This is a genomic window from Streptomyces sp. NPDC046727 (assembly GCF_040645635.1).
Lineage (GTDB): Bacteria > Actinomycetota > Actinomycetes > Streptomycetales > Streptomycetaceae > Streptomyces.
In genome coordinates this window covers 145890-169055 of the sequence record NZ_JBEYYR010000015.1, presented here as the reverse complement: position 1 = coordinate 169055, position 23166 = coordinate 145890, and the positions used below count along the sequence as shown (strand labels likewise).

Sequence of the window (23166 nt, the reverse complement as noted above, 5' to 3'; positions counted from 1 at the left end):
GACGGTAGCTGACGGTGCGTCAGACGGCCAGGGGCTCGGGCTCTTCCGCGGCGGGTTCGGCCGCCGGACGCGCCACGGCCGGCTTCGGCAGCACGACGTAGAGCACACCCGAGACGACGATCGTCGCGACCCAGCCGAGGCCGTACTCGCCGATCACGTTGTTCGTCGCGAGCGGGCCGGTGAACCAGTCCGAGGTGGTGAACATCAGGCCCGACACCAGGCCGGCCGCCCAGGCGGCGACGGCCGCGGGGGAGAAGCCGCCCTTGTACCAGTAGGCGCTGGTGCGCGTGGTGTCGGCCATGGCCCGGCCGTCGTACTCCGTACGGCGCAGCATGTCCGCGCCGAACACGCCGACCCACGCGGAGAAGGCGACCGCCAGCAGCGACAGGAAGGCGATGAAGGAGCCCATGAAGCTCGTCGCCACCAGCATCAGCACCCCGCCGAAGGCCAGCGAGATCACGGCGTTGACCGAGACCGCCCAGTGCCGCGGCACCTTGAAGCCCAGGGTCTGCGCGGTGAAGCCCGCCGAGTACATCGACATCGAGTTGATCAGCAGCATGCCGATCAGCGCGATGAACAGGTACGGCACCGCGATCCAGGTCGGCAGGATCTCGCCGAGGAAGGACACCGGGTCGGCCGCCGAGGCCAGGTCCGGCGTGGAGACCGCCATCACCGCGCCCATCAGGACCATGGGCAGGACGACGACACCGGCGCCGCCCACCGCCGTACCCACGATCGCCTTCGACGACGCCGTGCGCGGCAGGTAGCGGGTGAAGTCCGGGGCGGACGGGATCCAGCTGACACCGCCGGCCGCGATCATGCCGATGCCGGTGATCACCGCGGCCGTCGAGCCGGCGCTGTGGTCCATCACCTTCGACCAGTCGCTGTTCGCCGCCAGGTAGCCCAGGACGAGCACCGAGAAGACACCGAAGAGGTAGGTCGCGTACTTGTTGCACTTCTGCACGGCGTTGATGCCGAGCCCGGAGATCGCGAACGTCGCGACGACGAACACCAGCAGCGTCACCATGTCCAGCACGCTGTTCGCCTCGATGCCGAACAGGATGTCCAGGATGGTGAGCATCGCGTACGCGCCGGTCACCGCGTTGATCGTCTCCCAGCCCCAGCGCGCCACCCAGATCAGCGAACCCGGCAGCAGGTTGCCGCGCTGCCCGAAGACCGCCCGCGACAGCGCCATGCCGGGCGCGCCGCCCCGCTTGCCCGCGATGCCGATCAGGCCGACGAGGCCGTACGACACGATCGGCGCCGCGACGGCGACGATCAGCGCCTGCCAGATGTTCAGGTGGTACGCCACGACCAGGCTCGCGCCCATCGTCAGCAGCAGCACGCTGATGTTCGCGCCGACCCAGGTGGGGAACAGCTCTCGGGTCTTCGCCGTGCGCTCGTGGTCGGGGACCTGCTCGATACCTCGGGTCTCGAGAGCGCCCTCGGTCTCGACGGATGTGCTCATGAAGAGGTGCCAGACGTGGGGGGACAAGGGGACGTGGGGACTCTACGCGCGTGGATAGCGCGGCCACCATCGTACTTTGCGACGAGTACTCATGTTAAGTGGCCTTTGTCTCTCGGAGGAAGGCACAAACAGGCTCCTGGCGAACCCCATGGCCGATACTGGTCGGGTTATGGAAACCGTCATCCTTGCTGTAGTCATCGCCGTGGTCGTGCTCGCGGCGCTCGGCGGGCTGGTGGTCGGCAGCCGGCGCAAGAAGCAGCTGCCCCCGCCGCCCGCGCAGGCGCCCGACATCACCGCGCCCCCGGCCGAGCCGCACGTCGGCGACGAGGCCGAGACACCGCGCGACGAACCGCGCCGGACGATCGAGGAGGTGGATCTCCCGGGCGGCCCCGCACCGGTCGCCGTCGAGGAGCCTCCCGTCGTCGAGGTGCCCGAGGTCGCGGCTCCCGAGATCGAGATCCCGGAGCCCACCGCAGGCCGGCTGGTCCGCCTCCGTGCCCGCCTCTCCCGCTCGCAGAACGCCCTCGGCAAGGGCCTGCTCACGCTGCTCTCGCGCGAGCACCTGGACGAGGACACATGGGAGGAGATCGAGGACACGCTGCTCACCGCCGATGTCGGCGTGCAGCCCACCCAGGAACTGGTCGAGCGCCTGCGCGAACGCGTGAAGGTCCTCGGCACCCGCACCCCCGCGGAGCTGCGCGGTCTGCTCCGCGAGGAACTCCTCAAGCTGGTCGGCACCGAGGCCGACCGTACGGTGAAGACCGAGCCCGAGGACCGCAAGCCGGGCATCGTGATGATCGTCGGCGTCAACGGCACCGGCAAGACCACCACCACCGGCAAGCTCGCCCGCGTCCTGGTGGCCGACGGCCGTACCGTCGTCCTCGGTGCCGCGGACACCTTCCGTGCCGCCGCCGCCGACCAGCTCCAGACCTGGGGCGAGCGCGTCGGCGCCTACACCGTGCGCGGGCCGGAGGCCGGTGACCCCGCCTCCGTCGCCTTCGACGCGGTCAAGGAAGGCAAGGAGATGGGGGTCGACGTCGTCCTCATCGACACCGCCGGGCGTCTGCACACCAAGACCGGCCTCATGGACGAGCTGGGCAAGGTCAAGCGCGTGGTCGAGAAGCACGCGCCGCTCGACGAGGTCCTGCTCGTCCTGGACGCCACCACCGGCCAGAACGGCCTGGTCCAGGCCCGCGTCTTCGCCGAGGTCGTGGACATCACCGGCATCGTGCTGACCAAGCTGGACGGCACGGCGAAGGGCGGCATCGTGGTCGCGGTCCAGCGCGAGCTGGGCGTGCCGGTCAAGCTGGTCGGGCTCGGCGAGGGCGCGGACGATCTGGCGCCGTTCGAGCCGGAGGCGTTCGTGGATGCCCTTATCGGCGACTGACCACCTCCCGACGTCGGGAGGTGCCGACGAGAAGCTCCCGCCCCGAGGTGCAGTCGGGGACGGGAGCTTCGTCATGTCCGGCGCGGTTACGTCCGCGACCGGTGTGCCACGTACGCCAGCGTCCCCAGCAGCAGCCGGGCCGCCGGAGGCCTCGTCGCCGAGTCCAGCGCGGGCGGGCGCAGCCAGCGGACCGGGCCCAGGCCGCCCCGGTCGGACGGCGGGGCGGTGATGTGCGTGCCGGGGCCGAGGCCGCGCAGGTCCAGCGCGGCCGGGTCGTCCCAGCCCATGCGGTAGAGCAGTCGGGGGAGGCCTGCGGCGGCGCCGGGCGCGACGAAGAAGTGGGCGCGGCCGTCCGGGGTGGCGGTGACCGGACCGAGCGGGAGACCCATGCGCTCCAGACGGACCAGGGCGCGCCGGCCGGCCGGCTCCGAGACCTCGATGACGTCGAACGCCTGGCCGACCGGCAGCAGCACCGAGGCGCCCGGGAACTCGGACCAGGCCTTGCTCACCTCGTCCAGCGTGGCCCCGGCCGGCACCACGGGCGCGAAGTCCAGCGGATGCGCGCCCGGCGCCGCGCAGTCGGGGTGCCCGCACGAACAGGCGCCTCCGGCGGCCCGTGCCCCCGGCACCACGTCCCAGCCCCACAGTCCGGTGAACTCGGCGACGGTGGTGCACTCCGAGGAACGGCCGCGCCGACGCGTGCCGGAACGCATCTCGCGGATGCCGCCGATCGTGAAGCCCATGCCCCCTCCAACGGGTCCAGCGCGCCGGTGGTTACGTCACGGAACGAGACGGAAGCGGACCGTAACGCTACGGCTCCGCCTTCCCGTCGGGTCGCAGGGCCAAGGCGGCGCTTTGAAGCGCGACGGGTGGCACGTCGAGGGCCACGCGCCCCCGAGTGCATCACTCCGCCCACTTCCGGCTGTCCTGTGTCAAGTGAATCGCGCCGAGCCGATCGTGAGTTCATTCGAAGGGGTGGCGAATGGTGGCGTTTCCGGGATCCCCGTGGTGGGCGGGTGATCGTAGGATTACTGTGAGTGTGCGAGTCCTGGGGGCACATCCACTCGTGGGTATGCCGGAGGCAAGTCGTCATCCCGTTCGAAGGGTGAGAACCGGAGGACGGGAAGCCGTATTTACCGGCATTCTGATAGGGCTTGGCGCACTAGGCGACAAGTGGTCTCAGGGATGGGGGCGTTCCAGTGGGCGGCAACGGCGGTAGCGGGACGAACGCTGACAAGCGCCCCAACGAGCTGCTCGGCTCGTGGTTCGTGCGCAGCGGCTGGTCCAAGGGCGAGCTGGCCCGCCAAGTGAACCGCAGGGCACGCCAGTTGGGTGCCAACCACATCTCCACCGACACCTCGCGCGTGCGCCGCTGGCTGGACGGCGAGAACCCGCGCGAACCGATCCCGCGCATCCTCTCCGAGCTGTTCTCCGAGCGCTTCGGCTGCGTCGTCTCCATCGAGGACCTCGGCCTGCGCGCCGCCCGCCAGTCGCCCGCCGCCTCCGGTGTCGACCTGCCCTGGACGGGCCCGCAGACGGTCGCCCTGCTCGGCGAGTTCTCCCGCAGCGACCTGATGCTCGCCCGGCGCGGCTTCCTCGGGACCTCGCTCGCCCTGTCCGCCGGCCCCTCCCTCATCGAGCCCATGCAGCGCTGGCTCGTGCCCTCCCCGGTCGCCCCGGTCCCGCCCGAGCCCGAGCCCGTTCTCGACCCGCGCAGGCCGGGCCGGCTCTCCCAGCCCGAGCTGGACCTGCTGGAGTCCACCACCCGCATGTTCCGCCAGTGGGACGCCCAGTGCGGCGGCGGCCTGCGCCGCAAGGCGGTCGTCGGCCAGCTGCACGAGGTCACCGACCTGCTCCAGGAACCCCAGCCCGAGGCGACCACCCGCAAGCTGTTCCAGGTAGCCGCCGAGCTGGCCGAACTGGCCGGCTGGATGTCGTACGACGTCGGACTCCAGCCCACCGCGCAGAAGTACTTCGTCCTCGCCCTGCACGCGGCCAAGGAAGCCGGCGACAAGCCCCTCGGTTCGTACATCCTCTCCAGCATGAGCCGCCAGATGATCCATCTCGGCCGGCCCGAGGACGCCCTGGAGCTGATCCACCTCGCCCAGTACGGCAGCCGTGACTGCGCGAGCCCGCGCACCCAGTCCATGCTGTATGCGATGGAGGCCCGCGCCTACGCCAACATGGGCCAGCCCGGCAAGACCAAGCGCGCCGTCCGCATGGCCGAGGACACCTTCGCCGAGGCCGACGAGTGGGACGAGCCGGACCCCGACTGGATCCGCTTCTTCTCCGAGGCCGAGCTGTACGGCGAGAACTCCCACTCCTTCCGCGACCTGGCCTACGTCGCCGGACGCAGCCCCACCTACGCCTCCCTCGCCGAGCCGCTCATGCAGCGGGCCGTGGAGCTGTTCGCCAAGGACCCCGAGCACCAGCGGTCGTACGCGCTCAACCTGATCGGCATGGCCACCGTGCACCTGCTCCAGCGCGAGCCCGAGCACAGCACGGAGTACGCCTCGAAGGCCATGGAGATCGCCAAGAAGGTCCGCTCCGAGCGTGTGAACACTCGTATCCGAAAGACGGTCGACACGGCCGTCCGCGACCACGGCGACCTCGCCGCCGTGGTCGGCCTCAGCGACCAGCTCGCCGTCGACCTACCGGAGAACGCCGAGGCGGTCTGACCCGCCCGGCCCCCATGCGCCGGCCGCGGCCGGTCCTCCCGAACTGCCCGACTCGGCTCCCCCATGCCAGGTCATCGAGAGGCCCGCCGCGGCCGGTCTGTCTCCCCGCGGGGATCCGGCGGAGGATCTCCCGGAGAAGGTTGCGCCACGATAACGATCGCGCGGCCCCGCATCTCGGACTTCATCGACGCGTAACACGCAGGGCGCCTTCGTCACCCCGGCGAAACAACGAGGGGCTTCCACCGAAACCGCGCTGCGCCAGTCTCATGGCGCATAACCGGCCCACCCCTCACACCACCGGACCGCTCAGGCACCGCCCGCACGGGGCCGTACAACCGACGAGGAGACGCCGATGGCACCAGCCATCATGCTTGCGGCGGACGCGAAACTGTCGTCCGCCAACACAGGCTTCATGCTCATCTGCTCCGCCCTGGTGATGCTCATGACCCCGGGCCTCGCCTTCTTCTACGGCGGCATGGTCCGCGTCAAGAGCACCCTGAACATGCTGATGATGAGCTTCATCAGCCTCGGGATCGTCACCATCCTGTGGGTGCTGTACGGCTTCTCCCTCGCCTTCGGCACGGGCAACGGCCTCCTCGGCTTCAACGCCGACTGGATCGGCCTCAGCGACATCGGCCTCACGGAACTCTGGGACGGCTACACCATCCCGGTCTTCGTCTTCATGGTCTTCCAGCTGATGTTCGCGATCATCACGCCGGCCCTGATAAGCGGCGCCCTCGCCGACCGGGTCAAGTTCTCCGCCTGGGCACTCTTCATCACCCTGTGGGTCACGATCGTCTACGTGCCGGTCGCGCACTGGGTCTGGGGCGGCGACGGCTGGGCCTACAAGCTCGGCGTGATCGACTTCGCGGGCGGTACGGCGGTCCACATCAACGCCGGTGCGGCGGCGCTCGGTGTCATCCTCGTCATCGGCAAGCGCGTCGGCTTCAAGCGCGACCCCATGCGCCCGCACAGCCTCCCGCTGGTCATGCTCGGCGCCGGTCTGCTCTGGTTCGGCTGGTTCGGCTTCAACGCCGGCTCGTGGCTCGGCAACGACGACGGCGTCGGCGCGCTGATGTTCGTCAACACGCAGGTCGCGACGGCCGCCGCCATGCTCGCCTGGCTCGCCTACGAGAAGATCCGGCACGGCGCGTTCACCACGCTCGGCGCCGCCTCCGGCGCGGTCGCCGGCCTGGTCGCCATCACCCCGTCCGGTGGCGCGGTCTCCCCGCTCGGCGCGATCGCCGTCGGCGCCATCGCCGGTGTCGCCTGCGCCGCGGCCGTCGGCCTGAAGTTCAAGTTCGGCTACGACGACTCGCTCGACGTCGTCGGCGTCCACATGGTCGGCGGAATCATCGGCTCCCTGCTCATCGGCTTCTTCGCCACCGGCAAGGGCCAGTCCGAGGCCACGGGCGTCTTCTACGGCGACCACACCTGGACCCAGCTGTGGAAGCAGTGCGCCGGCGTCGGCGCGGTCCTCGCCTACTCCCTGGTCGTCTCCGCCGTCCTCGCCTTCCTCCTCGACAGGACGATCGGCATGCGGGTCACCGAGGACGAGGAGATCTCCGGCATCGACCAGGCCGAGCACGCCGAGACCGCATACGACTTCAGCGGCGCCGGTGGCGGAGTCACCGGATCCGTCGCCGCCCCGGCCCTGGCCGCCGCGCAGAGCAAGAAGGTGGACGCATGAAGCTCATCACCGCCGTCGTGAAGCCCCACCGGCTCGACGAGATCAAGGAGGCCCTCCAGGCCTTCGGCGTCCACGGACTCACGGTCACCGAGGCCAGCGGCTACGGCCGGCAGCGCGGTCACACCGAGGTCTACCGCGGCGCCGAGTACACCGTCGACCTCGTGCCCAAGATCCGCATCGAGGTGCTGGCCGAGGACGACGACGCCGAGCAGCTGATCGACGTCATCGTCAAGGCGGCCCGCACCGGCAAGATCGGGGACGGCAAGGTGTGGTCCCTGCCGGTCGAGACGGCCGTACGGGTCCGCACGGGCGAGCGCGGGCCGGACGCGCTCTGACGCAGGAGAATCTGGGTCAGGGGAAACAGGACAGGAGTCGCCGGGTGACGGGTACGGATGTGCGGAAAGAGACGGAAGACTCGGGACCCGGCGGCTACGCGGCGGCCCGGCTGCGCCTCCTCACCGAGGGGGCGCGGTCCGGGCCGCCGCGCCGTACCGCCCTCGCCGAGCTGACCGACGACTGGCTCGCCGGACTGTTCGGCGCGGCGGCGGTGCCCGGCGCCTCGCTCGTCGCCGTCGGCGGCTACGGCCGCGGGGAGCTGTCCCCGCGCAGCGACCTGGACCTCGTCCTGCTGCACGACGGCTCCGACCCCGGCGCGGTCGCCGCCCTCGCCGACCGGCTCTGGTACCCCGTCTGGGACCTCGGCCTCGCCCTGGACCACTCCGTCCGCACCCCCGCCGAGGCCCGCAGGACGGCCGGCGAGGACCTGAAGGTCCACCTCGGCCTCCTGGACGCCCGCCACCTCGCCGGCGACCCCGCCCTCACCGCCGCACTGCGCACCGCCGCCCTCGCCGACTGGCGCAACCAGGCCCCCAAACGCCTCCCCGAACTCCAGGAACTGTGCGCCGAACGCGGCGCACGCCAGGGCGAGCTGCAGTACCTGCTGGAACCCGACCTCAAGGAGGCCCGCGGCGGCCTCCGCGACGCCACCGCCCTGCGCGCCGTCGCCGCCTCCTGGCTCGCCGACGCCCCGCGCGAGGGCCTGGCCGACGCCCGCCGCCGGCTGCTCGACGTACGGGACGCCCTCCACCTGGCCACCGGCCGCGCCACCGACCGGCTCGCCCTGCAGGAGCAGGACCAGGTGGCCGCCGAGCTGGAGCTGCTCGACGCCGACACCCTGCTGCGGCAGGTGTACGAAGCGGCGCGCGTGATCGCGTACGCCAGTGACGTCACCTGGCGGGAGGTGGGGCGCGTACTGCGCTCGCGGGCCGTGCGGCCCCGGTTGCGTGCCATGCTCGGCGGCGGAAAGCCGGTCGCCGAGCGCTCCCCGCTGGCCGAGGGCGTGGTCGAACAGGACGGCGAGGTGGTGCTCGCCCGCGCCGCACGCCCCGAACGCGACCCCGTGCTCCCGCTGCGCGCCGCGGCCGCCGCAGCCCAGGCCGGCCTCCCGCTCTCCCTGCACGCCGTACGGCGCATGGCCGCCACCGCGCGCCCCTTGCCCACGCCCTGGCCCGCCGAGGCCCGCGAGCAGCTGGTCACCCTGCTCGGCTCCGGCCGCCCGACGGTCGAGGTCTGGGAGGCCCTGGAGGCCGAGGGCCTGATCACCCGCCTGCTCCCCGACTGGGAACGGGTCCGCTGCCGCCCCCAGCGCAACGCGGTCCACATCTGGACGGTCGACCGGCACCTGATCGAGACCGCCGTCCGCGCCTCCGAACTCACCCGCCGGGTCAGCCGCCCCGACCTGCTCCTCGTCGCCGCGCTGCTGCACGACATCGGCAAGGGCTGGCCCGGCGACCACTCGGTGGCCGGCGAGATCATCGCCAAGGACGTCGCCGCGCGGATCGGCTTCGACCGGTCGGAGGTGGCCGTGCTGTCCCTGCTGGTCCGCCACCACCTGCTGCTCATCGAGACGGCCACCCGCCGCGACCTGGACGACCCCGCCACCGTCCGCTCGGTCGCCGAGGCCGTCGGCACCCAGAGCACCCTGGAGCTGCTGCACGCCCTCACGGAGGCGGACGCCCTCGCCACCGGCCCGGCGGCCTGGTCCTCCTGGCGCGGCTCCCTCGTCGCCGACCTCGTACGACGGGTCTCCGCCGACCTGGCCGGGGACGCCGCCGCCGAGCCGGAGCCGGCCGCGCCCACCGCCGAGCAGGAGCGCCTCGCCATCGAGGCCTTCCGCACCGGCGGCCCGGTCCTCGCCCTGCGCGCCCAGACCGAACCGGCCACCGGGGAGCCGTCCGGCGACCCGGAACCCCTCGGCGTGGAGCTGCTGATCGCCGTCCCCGACCAGCCGGGCGTCCTCCCGGCGGTCGCGGGCGTCCTCGCCGTCCACCGCCTCACCGTCCGCACGGCGGAACTGCGCACCCTGAGCCTCCCCGACGACGTGGAGGACGACAGCGCGGTCCTCCTCCTCAACTGGCGCGTCGCCGCCGAGTACGGCTCCCTGCCCCAGGCCACCCGGCTCCGCGCCGACCTCGTCCGCGCCCTGGACGGCAGCCTGGACATCGCCGGCCGGCTGGCGGAGCGGGACGCGGCCTACCCCCGCCGCCGCGGCTGGACCGCCCCGCCACCCCGTGTCACGGTCGCCCCGGCCGCCTCCCACCACGCCACGGTCATCGAGGTCCGCGCCCAGGACGCCCCGGGCCTGCTGCACCGGATCGGGACGGCCCTGGAGAAGGCGGGAGTGCGGGTGCGGAGCATGCACGTGAGCACGCTGGGCTCGAACGCGGTGGATGCGTTCTATGTCACGACGGGAGCCGGCGCACCCCTGCCCGCCGGGGACGCGGCGTCGCTGGCGGGGGTGCTGGAGGAGACGCTGCGCGGATGACCCTGCCCCGGTGCCTTCGGCGCCGGGATACCCTGGAGGGCGATTCCCTTCAAGACCGTCACCGACCCCGAGGACCGCGAGCGCCGTGTTCGACACTCTCTCCGATCGCCTGTCAGCGACTTTCAAGAACCTGCGCGGCAAGGGACGGCTCTCCGAGGCGGACATCGACGCCACGGCACGTGAGATCCGTATCGCGCTCCTCGAAGCGGATGTGGCCCTCCCTGTCGTCCGCACGTTCATCAAGAACGTCAAGGAGAGGGCACTCGGCGCCGAGGTCTCCAAGGCGCTGAACCCTGCCCAGCAGGTCCTGAAGATCGTCAACGACGAACTCGTCACCATCCTCGGCGGCGAGACCCGGCGTCTCCGGTTCGCCAAGCAGCCGCCCACCGTGATCATGCTGGCCGGTCTCCAGGGTGCCGGTAAGACCACCCTCGCGGGCAAGCTCGGCCGGTGGCTGAAGGAGCAGGGTCACTCCCCGCTGCTGGTCGCCGCCGACCTCCAGCGCCCGAACGCCGTGAACCAGCTGAGCGTCGTCGCCGAGCGCGCCGGCGTCGCGGTGTACGCCCCGGAGCCGGGCAACGGCGTCGGTGACCCGGTGAAGGTCGCCAAGGACTCCATCGACCACGCGAAGTCCAAGGTCCACGACATCGTGATCGTGGACACCGCCGGCCGTCTCGGTATCGACGCCGAGATGATGCAGCAGGCCGCGGACATCCGTGACGCCGTCGGCCCCGACGAGATCCTGTTCGTCGTCGACGCGATGATCGGCCAGGACGCCGTCAACACCGCCGAGGCCTTCCGCGACGGCGTCGGCTTCGACGGCGTGGTCCTCTCCAAGCTCGACGGTGACGCCCGCGGTGGCGCGGCCCTGTCGATCCGGCAGATCACCGGCAAGCCGATCATGTTCGCGTCGAACGGCGAGAAGCTGGACGACTTCGACGCGTTCCACCCGGACCGGATGGCCTCCCGCATCCTCGACATGGGTGACCTGCTCACCCTGATCGAGCAGGCGGAGAAGACGTTCAGCCAGGAAGAGGCCCAGAAGATGGCCTCGAAGCTGGCGTCGAAGAAGGGCCAGGACTTCACCCTGGACGACTTCCTGTCCCAGATGGAGCAGGTCAGGAAGATGGGCAGCATCAGCAAGCTGCTCGGCATGCTCCCGGGCATGGGCCAGATCAAGGACCAGATCAACAACCTGGACGAGCGGGACGTCGACCGCACGGCCGCGATCATCAAGTCGATGACCCCGGGCGAGCGCCAGGACCCGACGATCATCAACGGCTCGCGCCGCGCCCGTATCGCCAAGGGCTCCGGTGTCGAGGTCAGCGCGGTGAAGAACCTGGTCGAGCGGTTCTTCGAGGCCCGCAAGATGATGTCCCGCATGGCCCAGGGCGGCGGTATGCCGGGCATGCCGGGGATCCCGGGCATGGGCGGCGGCCCCGGCCGGCAGAAGAAGCAGCCGAAGAAGGCCAAGGGCAAGCAGCGCTCCGGCAACCCGATGAAGCGCAGGCAGCAGGAGCTGGAGGAGGCCCAGCGCCGGGAGGCCGCCGCGCAGGGCGGCGGCGCCTTCGGCCTGCCGGGCCAGCAGTCCGGCCAGGACTTCGAGCTGCCGGACGAGTTCAAGAAGTTCATGGGCTGACCGGGCCCGTACGTCGTCGAGGGCGCCCTTCCGCCGGAAGGGCGCCCTTGCGCATGCCGGTGCCGGACCGGTGTCGTACGGTCCGGATATGACCAACCCCGCTCCGCCGCGCAAGTCGCCGGACCAGCCCTGGCGTACCGAGGGCGCCCCGGAGGAGCCGTCGCGGCAGCCGCCCGGCGGGCGGAGGATGCGGGGCGGCTGGTGGCGGCTGATCCTCACCGCGCTGATCGTGTACCTGGTCGCGAACCTGGTGCTGTCGTACCTCGACCAGGCGAACGAGCCGACGATCTCGTACACCGAGTTCAGCAAGCAGGTGAACGACGGCAACGTCGACAAGATCTACGCCAAGGGCGACTCCATCCAGGGTCAGCTCAAGAAGGAGCGGAAGAACCCGGAGGGCGGCGGCCGGTACACCAAGTTCAACACCGAGCGGCCGTCCTTCGCGGACGACGACCTGTGGGCGAACCTGACCAGGCACCAGGTCAACGTCACGGCCGAGCCGGTCGTCCAGCACCGGAGCTTTCTCGCCAACCTGCTGATCTCGCTGGCGCCGATGCTGCTGCTGATCGCCGTGTGGGTGTTCATCGCGCGGCGGATGAGGGCGGGGCTGGGCGGCGCGGGCGGCATGCTGGGCCGCAAGGCGCCGCCGAAGCCGGTGGAGCTGGTGCCGGGGGAGAAGCGCACCACGTTCGCGGATGTGGCCGGCATCGACGAGGTCGAGGGCGAGCTGAACGATGTCGTGGACTTCCTGAAGAATCCTGACGCGTACCGCCGGATGGGTGCCAAGATGCCGCGCGGTGTGCTGCTCGCGGGGCCGCCCGGCACCGGGAAGACGCTGCTGGCGCGGGCGGTGGCCGGGGAGGCGGGGGTGCCGTTCTTCTCCGCCTCGGCCTCCGAGTTCATCGAGATGATCGTGGGCGTGGGTGCCTCCCGGGTGCGGGAGCTGTTCGCGGAGGCCCGCAAGGTGGCGCCGTCGATCATCTTCATCGACGAGATCGACACCATCGGGCGGGCGCGCGGTGGCGGGGCGTCGGTGGGCGGGCACGACGAGCGCGAGCAGACGCTGAACCAGATCCTCACCGAGATGGACGGCTTCTCGGGCGCGGAGGGCGTGATCGTGATCGCGGCCACCAATCGCGCCGACATCCTCGACCCGGCGCTCACCCGGCCGGGCCGCTTCGACCGGGTGGTCCAGGTGTCACCGCCGGACCGGGGCGGGCGCGAGGCCATCCTGGAGATCCACACCCGTGACATCCCGCTCGCCGAGGACGTCGATCTCGCGCAGGTGGCCCGTACGACGCCGGGCATGACGGGTGCGGAGCTGGCGAACCTGGCCAACGAGGCCGCGCTGCTCGCGGTGAAGCGGAAGCAGCCGCGGGTGACCCGGTCCGACCTGTCCGAGGCGCTGGAGAAGGTCCAGCTGGGTGCGGAGCGTTCGCTGGTGATGCCGGAGGAGGAGCGCCGGCGCACCGCGTACCACGAGAGCGGGCACGCCCTGCTGGGCATGCTGCAGCCGGGCGCCGACCCGGTCCGCAAGATCACGATCGTGCCGCGCGGCCGGGCGCTCGGTGTCACGTTGTCGACACCGGAATCGGACAAGTACGCGTTCACCGAGGAGTATCTGCGCGGGCGGATCATCGGCGCGCTGGGCGGCATGGCGGCCGAGCAGGTCGTCTACGGCGTGATCACCACCGGTTCCGAGAGCGATCTGGAGCAGGTCACCAACATCGCGCGCGGGATGGTGTCGCGCTGGGGCATGAGCGAGCGGGTCGGCCGGCTCTCCGCGCTGCCGAACGACGCCCAGCAGGCGTACGGTCTCGCCGCGGCCCCGCAGACGCTGGACGTGATCGACGCGGAGATGCGGCGGATCGTGGACGAGTGCTACGAGGAGGCGCGCCGCAAACTCCGCGACCACCGGGGCCGCCTGGACGCGCTCGCGCAGGCCCTGCTGGAACGGGAGACGCTGGAGGAGAGCGACGCGTACCGGATCGCCGGGATCACCCGCCTGGCCAAGGACAGCGACGCCTAGGGCACGCGGGCGATCAGGTAGCGGAAGACGTTCGGCATCCACACCGTGCCGTCCGGGCGCCGGTGCGGGTGCAGGGCCTCCGTGAGCTCCTTGTCGACCTGCTTGGCGTCGGTCGCCGTGATCGCCGCGTCGAACAGGCCGGTCGACAGCAGCCCTCGTACGGCGCTGTCGAGGTCGGCGTACCCGAACGGGCAGGCGACCCGGCCCGAGCCGTCCGGCTTCAGCCCGGCGCGCCCGGCGACCTCTTCCAGGTCGTCGCGCCGGGCGGGGCGCCAGCTGCGCGCGCCGCGCAGCGGGTCGGCCAGTTTGGCCGCCACCCGCAGCACCGAGGAGGTGGCGCAGCGCTCCGGCGGCCCCCAGCCGGCCAGCACCACGGCGGCCCCGCGCGCGGCCAGCGGCAGCGCGCCGGCGAGCAGTTCGCCGAGTCCTTCGGAGTCGCCCGCGAGGCCGCCGATCGGCTCGAAGGCGGTCACCAGGGTGTACGTGGCCGTCTCCGCGTCGGCCCCGTCCGCGTCGGCCGCCTCCGCGGGCGGGCCGTCGACGAGTTTCGCCGCCGTACGCGCGTGCGTGCCGTGTCTGCCGCCGGGCGAGGGGTCCGGCAGCAGGCGTTCGCGGGCGAGGGCGAGCCGTTCGGGGGAGGCGGAGTCGGCACCGGTGATGGCGGCGCCTCTGGACGCCGCCATCAGCAGGGCGAGCCCGGAACCGCAGCGCAGGCCCAGCAGCCGGGTGGCGGGGCCCACTTCGAGTCGGTCGTACACGGCTTCGTAGAGCGGTACGAGCATCCGCTCCTGGATCTCGGACCAGTCACGCGCGCGTGCGCTCAGGTCCACGCGGGGTGCGGGATCCGCGTGAGACGGGTGCTGCCGCACGAGCGTAGGTGTCATAGGTAAGCGCCCCAATCCGCCGACAGTTCGCCGCTGTGCCCGGTTGCGTGGCCCCCGTGCCGTGCGCGCGCACTTCCCACGTATGCCAGGTAACTCCCGGCTCGCGGTGCCGTCCAGGGGTCGTGGCGCCCGGCTTGGTGCCAGGACGCGGGTGTGGCGAGATTTCACATCCCGGCAATCCGGAGGACCGTACGGTGTCCGCTCCGGGGCGCGGGCCGGTGACGGGGGACGGGACGGCGGGCGGTAACGTCACGACGGCCGGGGACGCTGAGCGGAGTGGGACCGCGCGCCGAGAGCGGCCGAAACCTCTCTTGCGCGGCAGCCGGCCACCGTCGCCTCAGGGCTCACCAGCGGGACGTAGCGCGGACTACGCACCAGCTTGGTAGGAGCTGTGCGGCTTCTCCGCAGATCAGCGCACCCGCCCTCGTCAGGACGCATCAGCGGCAACTGACGGGTACGTGCAAATTATTTGGGATGCCCCGGAATAGGAACACAGCGGCACCCACGCTCGTTGTCATTACGTGAGCACGACACAGACACCACCTGTTCTCGCCGCAGAGCTGGCGCAGGCGTGGGCCGACATTCAGCGGTACCACCCCGAGCTGCCGGACCTTGCCGCGCCAGAGTCCCTGATCGGGGAGTCGTCGTCCGCGTGCGGGCACGAACTCTCCTTCGAGCGACTGCTCCATGAGGCAGTGCACGGCATCGCCGCCGCCCGCGGCATCCGTGACACCTCCCGGGCCGGCCGCTACCACAACCGCCGCTTCCTCGCGATCGCCGAGGAGCTGGGCCTGGACCACCCCGACGAACCGCACCCGAGCAGCGGCTTCTCGCTGGTCACGCTCAACCCCGAGGCGAAGCGGCGGTACCGCCCGACCATCGAGCGGCTGCAGCGCGCGCTGAAGGCGCACACGGCGGCCACCTCGGCCGACACCTCCCGCACCTTCCGCGGCCCGGCGGCCCGGCACGGCTCCTCGGGCGGCGGCGTCCGCGTCAAGGCGGTGTGCGACTGCGGTCGCAACGTCCGGGTGGTCCCCTCGGTCCTGGCCCAGGCCCCGATCGTCTGCGGCGGCTGCGGCAAGCCGTTCCGGATCCCGGAGGTCATGGGAGCGGCGTAGTCGCGGGCCACGAGCGCCGGCATCTCGTGGGTGCCGGGGTGGTCGAGCGAGACAGGGTGCCGCTGTCCCGGCGGCACCTCGTGGCGCCGAGTCGCGCACCCGACGTACCTCACCTCCGCGCCGGGTGGCGATCGGACCTGCCCGAGTACGCTCCGCCCACCCTCGGCCGGAAGGGGCCCGGAGGGTATGGCACAATGGCTAGCTGTACTCGACAGCCGCACAGGACCCCTCTCTCCTCCGGCTGACGCGTCCATCGGGCACTCGGGTACCGCAACCCCACGCGGCAGTCTCGCCGTGCCCAACCACGTCAAATCCAGGAGAATCCACTCCCGTGGCAGTCAAGATCAAGCTGAAGCGTCTGGGCAAGATCCGTTCGCCTCACTACCGCATCGTCGTCGCCGACTCCCGTACCCGCCGTGACGGCCGGGCCATCGAGGAGATCGGCAAGTACCACCCGACCTACAACCCGTCGGTCATCGAGGTGGACGCCGACCGCGTGGCGTACTGGCTGGGTGTCGGCGCGCAGCCGACCGAGCCCGTTCTCGCCATCCTGAAGAAGACCGGCGACTGGCAGAAGTTCAAGGGCGAGCCCGCCCCGGCGCCGCTGCTCGTCGCCGAGCCGAAGGCCGCGCGTCCGTCGTTCGAGGCTCTCGGCGGTGACGACGAGGGCAAGGGTGAGGCGATCACCCAGAAGAAGAAGGCTGAGAAGAAGGACGAGGCCGCGGCTGAGTCCGAGTCGACCGAGGCCTGAGCAGCATGCTCGAAGAGGCGCTTGAGCACCTCGTGAAGGGCATCGTCGACAACCCTGACGATGTGCAGGTCGCCTCGCGCAACCTGCGCCGCGGGCGCGTGCTGGAGGTCCGGGTCCACCCCGACGACCTCGGCAAGGTGATCGGCCGCAACGGCCGCACCGCGCGTGCCCTGCGTACCGTCGTGGGCGCCATCGGCGGTCGCGGTGTCCGCGTCGACCTGGTCGACGTGGACCACGTCCGCTGACGCTTCATCGCAACCGGCTCGGGCCGGGGAGGGCCACTGGGCCGTCCCCGGCCCGCAGTCGTATGACAGGAGATCTGTACACGTGCAGCTGGTAGTCGCGCGGATCGGCCGCGCCCATGGCATCAAGGGCGAGGTCACCGTCGAGGTACGTACCGACGAGCCCGAGCTGCGGCTCGCGCCGGGCGCCGTCCTGGCCACCGACCCGGCCTCCGCCGGGCCGCTCACCATCGCCACCGGCCGTGTCCACAGCGGCCGGCTGCTGCTGCGCTTCGAGGGCGTCGCCGACCGCAACGCCGCCGAGGCCCTGCGCAACACCCTGCTGATCGCCGAGATCGACCCCGAGGAACTCCCCGAGGGCGAGGACGAGTACTACGACCACCAGCTGATCGACCTCGATGTGGTCACCGAGGACGGCACGGAGGTCGGCCGGATCACCGAGATCTCGCACCTGCCCTCGCAGGACCTGTTCATCGTGGAGCGCCCGGACGGCAGCGAGGTGCTGATCCCCTTCGTGGAGGAGATCGTCGCCGACATCGACCTGGCGGAGCAGAAGGCGGTCATCACCCCGCCGCCGGGCCTGATCGACGACCGCGCGGTGATCGACTCGTCCGAGGACGATTCCTGATGCGCCTCGACGTCGTCACGATCTTCCCCGAGTACCTGGAGCCCCTGAACGTCTCCCTCGTCGGCAAGGCACGCGCGCGCGGACAGCTGAACGTCCATGTGCACGACCTGCGCGCGTGGACGTACGACCGGCACAACACGGTGGACGACACGCCCTACGGCGGCGGCCCCGGCATGGTCATGAAGACCGACCCCTGGGGCGACGCCCTGGACACGGTCCTCGCCGACGGCTACGAGACCGGGGCCCAGGCCCCCGCGCTGATCGTCCCCACGCCCAGTGGCCGCCCCTTCACCCAGGAGCTGGCCGTCGAGCTGTCCGAGCGGCCCTGGCTGATCTTCACGCCGGCCCGCTACGAGGGCATCGACCGGCGCGTGATGGACGAGTACGCGACCCGGATGCCGGTCTACGAGGTCTCCATCGGCGACTACGTCCTCGCCGGCGGCGAGGCGGCCGTACTGGTCATCACGGAGGCCGTGGCCCGGCTGCTGCCCGGCGTGCTCGGCAACGCCGAGTCGCACCGGGACGACTCCTTCGCGCCCGGCGCGATGGCCGGCCTCCTGGAGGGGCCCGTCTACACCAAGCCGCCCCTCTGGCGCGGCCGGGACATCCCGGATGTGCTGCTCAGCGGCCACCACGGCAAGATCGCCCGCTGGCGCCGCGACGAGGCCCTGCGGCGTACGACGGCCAACCGGCCCGACCTGATCGAGCGCTGCGACCCCGAGGCCTTCGACAAGAAGGACCGCGAGATGCTCTCCATCCTGGGCTGGGAACCGGACCCGGAAGGAAAGCCGTACGGCCGATTTTGGCGCCGGGCCGAGGGCGTGGAAGAATAGACCGCTGTTGTGCGTCCGTCCGGCGTGCGCCCCTGCCGCAGGGGGACACGACGCCCGCCCCGACCCGCACGGCAGTCCTCTTGGAACCCCTAGTTTCCGTTGATGACCTGTGGCATCAGCGAAGAAAGCAGACGAAATGTCTCACCTGCTCGACACCGTCGACGCCGCGTCGCTGCGCAGCGACGTCCCGGCCTTCCGCCCGGGTGACACCGTCAACGTCCACGTGCGCGTCATCGAGGGCAACCGCTCCCGTGTGCAGCAGTTCAAGGGCGTTGTGATCCGCCGCCAGGGCTCCGGTGTCCGCGAGACCTTCACGGTCCGCAAGGTCTCGTTCTCCGTCGGCGTCGAGCGCACCTTCCCGGTGCACACCCCGATCGTCGAGAAGATCGAGCTCGTCACCCGCGGTGACGTGCGTCGCGCCAAGCTCTACTACCTCCGTGACCTGCGCGGCAAGGCCGCGAAGATCAAGGAGAAGCGCGAGAGCTGAGCGCTCTGCTCAGGCGTCCACAGCGGGGCGGGATAGCATCTCGCCCCGATGGACACCGAAGCACAGCCGACGGAACGCGACCGCTCCTCCCATCCCGGAACTCCGGGTACGGAGGGCCGGTCGCGTTTCGCGTTGGTCGCGAGGGTCGCCGACTGGCTCCCGGGCGGCCGGATCACCCTCGCTCTCCTCACCGGACTGGCGTTCCTGCTGCTCCTCAACGCCTTCGCGGTGCAGCCGTTCCAGATTCCCAGCGGATCCATGGAGCAGGGTTTGAGGATCGGCGACCGCGTTCTCGTAAATAAGTTGGCATACCGTTTCGGTGCCCAGCCGCGCCGCGGCGACGTGATTGTGTTCGACGGCACCGGGTATTTCGGGGACGCCGACTACATCAAGCGGGTGGTCGGTGTGGGGGGAGACCATGTGGTCTGCTGTGACAAGAACGGGAGGATCGAGGTGAACGGCCGGTCCGTCGACGAGACGGCGTTCCTCTTTCCCGGGGACAGCGCCTCCAGCGTGCCCTTCGACGTCGTCGTGCCCTCGGGCCGTCTCTTCGTCCTCGGCGACCACCGCAGCGACTCCAGCGACTCCCGTGACCACCTCGGCTCGCCCGGCGGCGGCATGATCCCCGTCGGTGACGTCATCGGCCGCGCCGACTGGATCGTGTGGCCGTACCGCCACTGGACGCATCTGACCCGGCCGTCCGCCTACGCGCGCGTGCCCGCCGCCCCGGCGGAGGGCGCCCATGGGTAACCGCGGCAAGCCGCGCGGGGTGCCCAGCAGCCCCGCCGACAATCTGCTGCCCACCGGATCCCGCCGCACCTCCGCGCCCGGTGGCGGACGCACGCGCGCGGAACGCCGCAAGCTGCAGCGCAAGGTCAAGCGCAAGCGCAGACGGTCGGCCGTTCGGGAGATCCCCCTCCTGGTGGGCGTCGCCGTCCTCATAGCGCTCGTCCTGAAGACCTTCCTCGTCCAGGCGTTCGTGATCCCGTCCGGGTCGATGGAGCAGACGATCCGGATCGGCGACCGGGTCCTGGTCGACAAGTTCACCCCGTGGTTCGGCTCCAAGCCGCAGCGCGGGGACGTCGTCGTCTTCCACGACCCGGGCGGCTGGCTCCAGGACGAGCAGACCACCAAGAAGAGCGACCCCGTCGTCGTCAAACAGCTCAAGGAAGGCCTGACCTTCATCGGCCTGCTGCCGTCCGACAACGAGAAGGACCTGATCAAACGGGTCATCGGGGTCGGCGGTGACCACGTCAAGTGCTGCGACGCGCAGGGCCGCGTCACCGTCAACGGCGTACCGCTCACCGAGGGGGACTACCTCTACCCGGGGAACTCGCCCTCCTCCACCCCGTTCGACATCACCGTCCCCAAGGGCCGGCTGTGGGTGATGGGCGACCACCGGGACAACTCGGCGGACTCCCGCGCCCACCAGAACACGCCCTACGGCGGCACGGTCTCCGAGGACTCGGTGGTCGGCCGGGCCATGGTCATCGGCTGGCCGATCGGCCACTGGACGCGTCTGGAAGAACCTAAAACCTTTGCAAGCGTCACCGACGCGGCGCCGGGTACGACCGCTGCTCCCCGGCCGTCGCATAGGGTTGCCTCGGAGAATCCGAACGGAATGACCCAGCTCCCGACCCCTGCGGAACTCCCGCTCGTTATGGGAGTGGTGGGCCTGCACCGCGTGCGGGGCAGGCGGCGGCACAGAGTGAGGAGTTGGCGTGGGGGATGTGGCGGTTGGCGCACGGTCGGGACACGACGGCGAGGAGCACCGCGGGCACCCCGTGGAGCCGGACGTTCCCGCTCCGGACGGCGCCATGACCTCCGGGAATGATGTGGTGGCGAACGACGAAGGCACGCCGGACGGCGCGGGATCGCACGGCCCCGAGGCCGCGGGCGCGAGTGCGTCCGCAGCCCTGCCGAAGAAGCCGCGCTCCTTCTGGAAGGAGCTGCCGATCCTGATCGGCATCGCGCTGGTCCTGGCGCTGCTGATCAAGACCTTCCTGGTGCAGGCGTTCTCGATCCCGTCCGACTCGATGCAGAACACCCTCCAGCAGGGTGACCGCGTCCTGGTCGACAAGCTCACCCCGTGGTTCGGCTCCGAGCCGGAGCGCGGCGAGGTCGTCGTCTTCCACGACCCGGACAACTGGCTGGCGGGCGAGCCGACGCCGACGCCGAACCCGGCGCAGAAGGTGCTCAGCTGGATCGGCCTGATGCCGTCGGCGGAGGAGAAGGACCTGATCAAGCGGGTGATCGGGGTCGGTGGCGACACGGTCGAGTGCAAGGGCAGCGGCCCGCTGAAGGTCAACGGCAAGGCGCTGAACGAGCCGTACGTCTACCCGGGCAACACGCCGTGCAGCGTGGACGACCAGGGCGGCCAGTTCAAGGTGAAGGTCCCCGAGGGCCACATCTGGGTGATGGGCGACCACCGCCAGAACTCCCGTGACTCCCGGTACAACCAGGCCGACAAGAACCACGGCATGGTCCCCGTCGACAAGGTCGTCGGCCGCGCCATCGTCAAGGCCTGGCCGATCAACCGCTGGGGCACCCTGCCGGTCCCGGACACCTTCGACCAGCCCGGCCTCGGCGAGCAGTCCTCCGCCGCCGGGTCCCTGACGGCGGCCCCGCAGGGCCTGGCCGTCGCCGCGGTACTGCCGGTGGCGCTGTGGCGGCGCCGGCGCACGGACCGCCTGGAGTCCAAGGCCGTCGAGAAGACGCCCGCCGGACGACCGTGACCTGCGGACCGACCGCCCCCACCGGACCGCGATGACCCCGTCGGCCGACCGGCCGGCCTCGCCGGACCGGCGTGATCCCGGAGCGGAGCCGGAACTCCCCGACGGGTGGACGATCGAGCGCCTGCGCCGGCACTCCGGCGACTCCCGCGCCGAGCCGCTCTCGCTGGACCGGCGGGTGTACGTCCTGGACGACCGCGGCGACCGCACGCCGCTGCCGCGGCCCGACCACATCCTGTCCTTCCACGAGCAGTGCCTCGTCGGGCACGAGGGCGAGTGGTACCTGGGGCTCCTCGGCCCCGACGGATCGGTGTGCTGCTGGGACGCCTCGTACGGCCCGGACCTGGCCGAGGCCGTCCGCGGTCTGTGACCCCCGGCGGGTCCCGCCCGCCCCGGTCGGAAAAGAGGGGCTGCCCCCGTTCGGTACCGCCGGGTAGGGTGCGGGTCCATGGGTGGCGAGAGCATGACGCGTACGGCCCCGCAGGGCGGCGGCACCGGCACGGCACAGGCCGGCGGCGGCCGGCTCGGGCAGCGGCTGTCCGGACTGGCCGTGGCACTGGGTCTGGTGCTGTTCCTCGGCGGATTCGCGTGGGGAGCGGTGATCTACCGGCCGTACACCGTGCCCACCAGCTCCATGACCCCCACCATCGACGCCGGCGACCGGGTGCTGGCCCAGCGTGTCGACGGCGACGAGGTGCGCCGCGGTGACGTGGTCGTCTTCGAGGACAAGAGCTGGGTCACCAACGCCAAGGTGGTCAAGCGCGTGGTCGCCGTCGGCGGCGACACCGTCTCCTGCTGCACCGACGGCAAGCTGACCGTCAACGGCAAGCAGATCGACGAACCGTATCTGCCCGAGGGCAGCCTGGCCGAGATCAAGAACTTCGGCACGGTGGACGTCCCCGAGGGCCGGCTGTTCCTCCTCGGCGACGAACGCCAGGGCTCCCTGGACTCCACCGCCCACCTCACCGACGCGGCGCAGGGCACCGTCTCCCGTTCCGCCGTGTCGGCCCGCGTGGACGCCGTCATCTGGCCCTGGAACGGCATGCTCAAGCGCCCCACCGGCTTCGAGACGCTCGGCGCGCTCTCCCGGCCCGGCCCGCTGCGCACCATCGAGCTGCTGGTCGTGGCCGGCGCGGTCCTGGTCCTCGGCGGCGGCGCCTACGGCCCGATCGCGGGGCGCCTGAGCCGCTCCCGCGCCCGCACGGCCGGCCCGGAGGCCGCCGGTGCCCGCTGAGACCACGCGGCCGGCGGACGAGTCGTACGAGGACCAGGAAGGCCCCCGCAAGGTGGCCCGCGTGGTCCTCCTCGATCCCGAGGACCGCATCCTGCTGCTGCACGGACACGAGCCGGGCGACCCGGCCGACGACTGGTGGTTCACCCCCGGCGGCGGCCTGGAGGGCACCGAGACGCGCGAGGAGGCCGCGCTCAGGGAACTCGCCGAGGAGACCGGCATCACCGACGTCGACCTCGGTCCCGTGCTGTGGCGCCGCCGCTGCTCCTTCCCGTTCGCGGGCCGCCGCTGGGACCAGGACGAGTGGTACTACCTGGCCCGTACGACCCAGACGGCCACCGGGGCGACGGCGCTGACGGAGCTGGAGCGGCGCAGCGTCGCCGGAGCGCGCTGGTGGACGTGTCAGGAACTGACCCGGGCACATGAGACGGTGTATCCGACCAGACTCGCCGAGCTGCTGCGCACGCTGCTCGTCGAAGGTCCCCCCGCCAGGCCCCTGACCCTTGACACGGAAATCGTCTGAGGGTCCCCGGGACTGGCGCACA

Annotated in this window: 22 protein-coding genes; 19 read left to right on the top strand and 3 right to left on the bottom strand. The window is 71.4% G+C overall.

The window, feature by feature from the left end; translation table 11 throughout:
- Positions 1 to 19 precede the first annotated feature (19 nt).
- The gene (locus ABZ937_RS20645) at positions 20 to 1468 is read right to left on the bottom strand and encodes a cytosine permease (protein ID WP_361693799.1); all 1449 of its coding nucleotides are present in this window, start codon (positions 1466 to 1468) and stop codon (positions 20 to 22) included.
- A gap of 169 nt (positions 1469 to 1637) precedes the next feature.
- On the opposite strand from ABZ937_RS20645, the gene ftsY reads away from it, so the two are divergent.
- Entirely contained in the window at positions 1638 to 2855 is a 1218-nt protein-coding gene (gene ftsY, locus ABZ937_RS20640) for a signal recognition particle-docking protein FtsY (protein WP_361693797.1), read from the top strand.
- A gap of 86 nt (positions 2856 to 2941) precedes the next feature.
- On the opposite strand, the gene ABZ937_RS20635 is transcribed toward ftsY, so the two are convergent.
- The gene (locus ABZ937_RS20635) at positions 2942 to 3598 is read right to left on the bottom strand and encodes a bifunctional DNA primase/polymerase (protein ID WP_361693795.1); all 657 of its coding nucleotides are present in this window, start codon (positions 3596 to 3598) and stop codon (positions 2942 to 2944) included.
- Positions 3599 to 4054: 456 nt separating this feature from the next.
- Here ABZ937_RS20635 and ABZ937_RS20630 point away from each other — a divergent pair, with 456 nt between their 5' ends.
- The 6 genes from ABZ937_RS20630 to ftsH all read left to right on the top strand — a co-directional run bounded on the left by ABZ937_RS20630 (position 4055) and on the right by ftsH (position 13715).
- Positions 4055 to 5533, top strand: a complete 1479-nt coding sequence (locus ABZ937_RS20630) for a hypothetical protein (protein WP_361693793.1) — start codon at positions 4055 to 4057, stop codon at positions 5531 to 5533.
- A gap of 352 nt (positions 5534 to 5885) precedes the next feature.
- The gene (locus ABZ937_RS20625; protein WP_361693792.1) at positions 5886 to 7223 is read left to right on the top strand and encodes an ammonium transporter; all 1338 of its coding nucleotides are present in this window, start codon (positions 5886 to 5888) and stop codon (positions 7221 to 7223) included.
- Positions 7220 to 7558: a P-II family nitrogen regulator gene (locus ABZ937_RS20620; RefSeq protein WP_003997576.1), complete on the top strand. Its 339-nt coding sequence runs from the start codon at positions 7220 to 7222 to the stop codon at positions 7556 to 7558. Before ABZ937_RS20625 ends, ABZ937_RS20620 begins: the two co-directional genes overlap by 4 nt.
- A 44-nt stretch (positions 7559 to 7602) precedes the next feature.
- Positions 7603 to 10047, top strand: coding sequence for a [protein-PII] uridylyltransferase (locus ABZ937_RS20615; RefSeq protein WP_361693790.1), 2445 nt, complete (start codon positions 7603 to 7605; stop codon positions 10045 to 10047).
- 85 nt (positions 10048 to 10132) lie between these two features.
- Positions 10133 to 11686: a signal recognition particle protein gene (gene ffh / locus ABZ937_RS20610; RefSeq protein ID WP_361693788.1), complete on the top strand. Its 1554-nt coding sequence runs from the start codon at positions 10133 to 10135 to the stop codon at positions 11684 to 11686.
- Between the two features lie 88 nt (positions 11687 to 11774).
- Positions 11775 to 13715, top strand: a complete 1941-nt coding sequence (ftsH, locus tag ABZ937_RS20605) for an ATP-dependent zinc metalloprotease FtsH (RefSeq protein WP_361693786.1) — start codon at positions 11775 to 11777, stop codon at positions 13713 to 13715.
- Here ftsH and ABZ937_RS20600 read toward each other — a convergent pair.
- On the bottom strand, positions 13712 to 14599 hold the full coding sequence (locus ABZ937_RS20600) for an SAM-dependent methyltransferase (RefSeq protein ID WP_361693784.1): 888 nt from the start codon (positions 14597 to 14599) through the stop codon (positions 13712 to 13714). The two genes, ftsH and ABZ937_RS20600, sit on opposite strands and share 4 nt — an antisense overlap.
- Before the next feature lie 521 nt (positions 14600 to 15120).
- Between ABZ937_RS20600 and ABZ937_RS20595 the strand changes: the two genes are divergently transcribed.
- The 12 genes from ABZ937_RS20595 (at position 15121) to ABZ937_RS20540 (ending at position 23144) form a co-directional block, all read left to right on the top strand.
- Complete coding sequence (locus tag ABZ937_RS20595) at positions 15121 to 15717, top strand: hypothetical protein (RefSeq protein ID WP_361693782.1); 597 nt, start codon at positions 15121 to 15123, stop codon at positions 15715 to 15717.
- A 331-nt stretch (positions 15718 to 16048) separates the two neighbouring features.
- On the top strand, positions 16049 to 16468 hold the full coding sequence (gene rpsP, locus ABZ937_RS20590) for a 30S ribosomal protein S16 (RefSeq protein ID WP_184970374.1): 420 nt from the start codon (positions 16049 to 16051) through the stop codon (positions 16466 to 16468).
- A 5-nt stretch (positions 16469 to 16473) separates the two neighbouring features.
- On the top strand, positions 16474 to 16713 hold the full coding sequence (locus ABZ937_RS20585; RefSeq protein WP_003973401.1) for an RNA-binding protein: 240 nt from the start codon (positions 16474 to 16476) through the stop codon (positions 16711 to 16713).
- Between the two features lie 82 nt (positions 16714 to 16795).
- Entirely contained in the window at positions 16796 to 17338 is a 543-nt protein-coding gene (rimM, locus tag ABZ937_RS20580; RefSeq protein WP_361693780.1) for a ribosome maturation factor RimM, read from the top strand.
- Complete coding sequence (gene trmD / locus ABZ937_RS20575) at positions 17338 to 18171, top strand: tRNA (guanosine(37)-N1)-methyltransferase TrmD (protein ID WP_361693778.1); 834 nt, start codon at positions 17338 to 17340, stop codon at positions 18169 to 18171. The genes rimM and trmD overlap by 1 nt, the downstream gene beginning before the upstream one ends.
- A 136-nt stretch (positions 18172 to 18307) precedes the next feature.
- Positions 18308 to 18658: a 50S ribosomal protein L19 gene (rplS, locus tag ABZ937_RS20570; protein ID WP_181807497.1), complete on the top strand. Its 351-nt coding sequence runs from the start codon at positions 18308 to 18310 to the stop codon at positions 18656 to 18658.
- A 48-nt stretch (positions 18659 to 18706) separates the two neighbouring features.
- On the top strand, positions 18707 to 19408 hold the full coding sequence (lepB, locus tag ABZ937_RS20565; RefSeq protein ID WP_361693776.1) for a signal peptidase I: 702 nt from the start codon (positions 18707 to 18709) through the stop codon (positions 19406 to 19408).
- Positions 19401 to 20492 carry a signal peptidase I gene (gene lepB, locus ABZ937_RS20560; protein ID WP_361693774.1) on the top strand — a complete coding sequence of 364 codons (1092 nt, stop codon included), beginning with the start codon at positions 19401 to 19403 and terminating at the stop codon, positions 20490 to 20492. The genes lepB (ABZ937_RS20565) and lepB (ABZ937_RS20560) overlap by 8 nt, the downstream gene beginning before the upstream one ends.
- On the top strand, positions 20380 to 21393 hold the full coding sequence (gene lepB, locus ABZ937_RS20555; protein WP_361693772.1) for a signal peptidase I: 1014 nt from the start codon (positions 20380 to 20382) through the stop codon (positions 21391 to 21393). Before lepB (ABZ937_RS20560) ends, lepB (ABZ937_RS20555) begins: the two co-directional genes overlap by 113 nt.
- 31 nt (positions 21394 to 21424) lie before the next feature.
- Positions 21425 to 21760: a hypothetical protein gene (locus ABZ937_RS20550; protein ID WP_361693770.1), complete on the top strand. Its 336-nt coding sequence runs from the start codon at positions 21425 to 21427 to the stop codon at positions 21758 to 21760.
- Positions 21761 to 21838: 78 nt separating this feature from the next.
- Complete coding sequence (lepB, locus tag ABZ937_RS20545; protein ID WP_361693768.1) at positions 21839 to 22624, top strand: signal peptidase I; 786 nt, start codon at positions 21839 to 21841, stop codon at positions 22622 to 22624.
- Positions 22614 to 23144 carry an NUDIX hydrolase gene (locus tag ABZ937_RS20540; RefSeq protein ID WP_361693766.1) on the top strand — a complete coding sequence of 177 codons (531 nt, stop codon included), beginning with the start codon at positions 22614 to 22616 and terminating at the stop codon, positions 23142 to 23144. The genes lepB (ABZ937_RS20545) and ABZ937_RS20540 overlap by 11 nt, the downstream gene beginning before the upstream one ends.
- The last annotated feature ends 22 nt before the right edge of the window (positions 23145 to 23166 follow it).